This window comes from Streptococcus sp. CCH8-H5, from assembly GCF_001556505.1.
Lineage (GTDB): Bacteria > Bacillota > Bacilli > Lactobacillales > Streptococcaceae > Streptococcus.
On record NZ_LSIZ01000124.1, the window covers coordinates 1 to 632 of the forward strand.

General features: G+C 36.7%; 1 protein-coding gene. It reads right to left on the bottom strand.

Annotated features, from left to right (window positions below):
* Positions 1-632: SspB-related isopeptide-forming adhesin (locus tag AX663_RS08630; RefSeq protein ID WP_331708980.1), on the bottom strand; the 632-nt coding region annotated here is incomplete at both ends.

Genomic DNA, 632 nt, shown 5'->3' on the forward strand with positions numbered 1-632 from the left:
CAGTTGGTTTGTTTGGTTTTTCAACTGTCTTGCTTACTGGGTTGTAGTAGTTAACAACTTGAGCTGCTTTGTTTTCGATATCTGCACCAGCTACAACATCGTCTTTCACTGTTGCTGGAATATCAAATTTATAGTAGCGTCCAAATTCAAACTTCGTTGTATCAATGATTTGAGTATTTTCAGCGTCGCCAAGTGACTTAGTGAAGCCAGCTTTAAGGTTAGCTGTAAGAACACCGTTGTTATCAGTGATATCGAACTTGTTAGTAACATCTGCACCAGTTACAGAATCATAAACCTTGATATCTGAAGCATTAACAGTCAATTTATCCTTATCGTAGTTATCTGTGATTCCTACTGTTTGGATGTTGTCTTTGTTAGCTGCATCAAATTTAGTTGTATCCAACCATACTTGGTAGTAAAGTTTTTGACCACGTTCAACTGTCTTGGTATTCAAGTTTTCCAATTCGTTGTTGTTTGTATTATCAACATATGGATTGTTGTTTGTTTCACCATATTTATCTGTCAATTCAGAATCGTCATCAACGAGTTTAGTACCAGTGATATCGAATTTCGCTTTAGAAACAACGTATTTCTCTGGTTGGAACTTAGGTTCTTCTGGAGGTGTTACACGG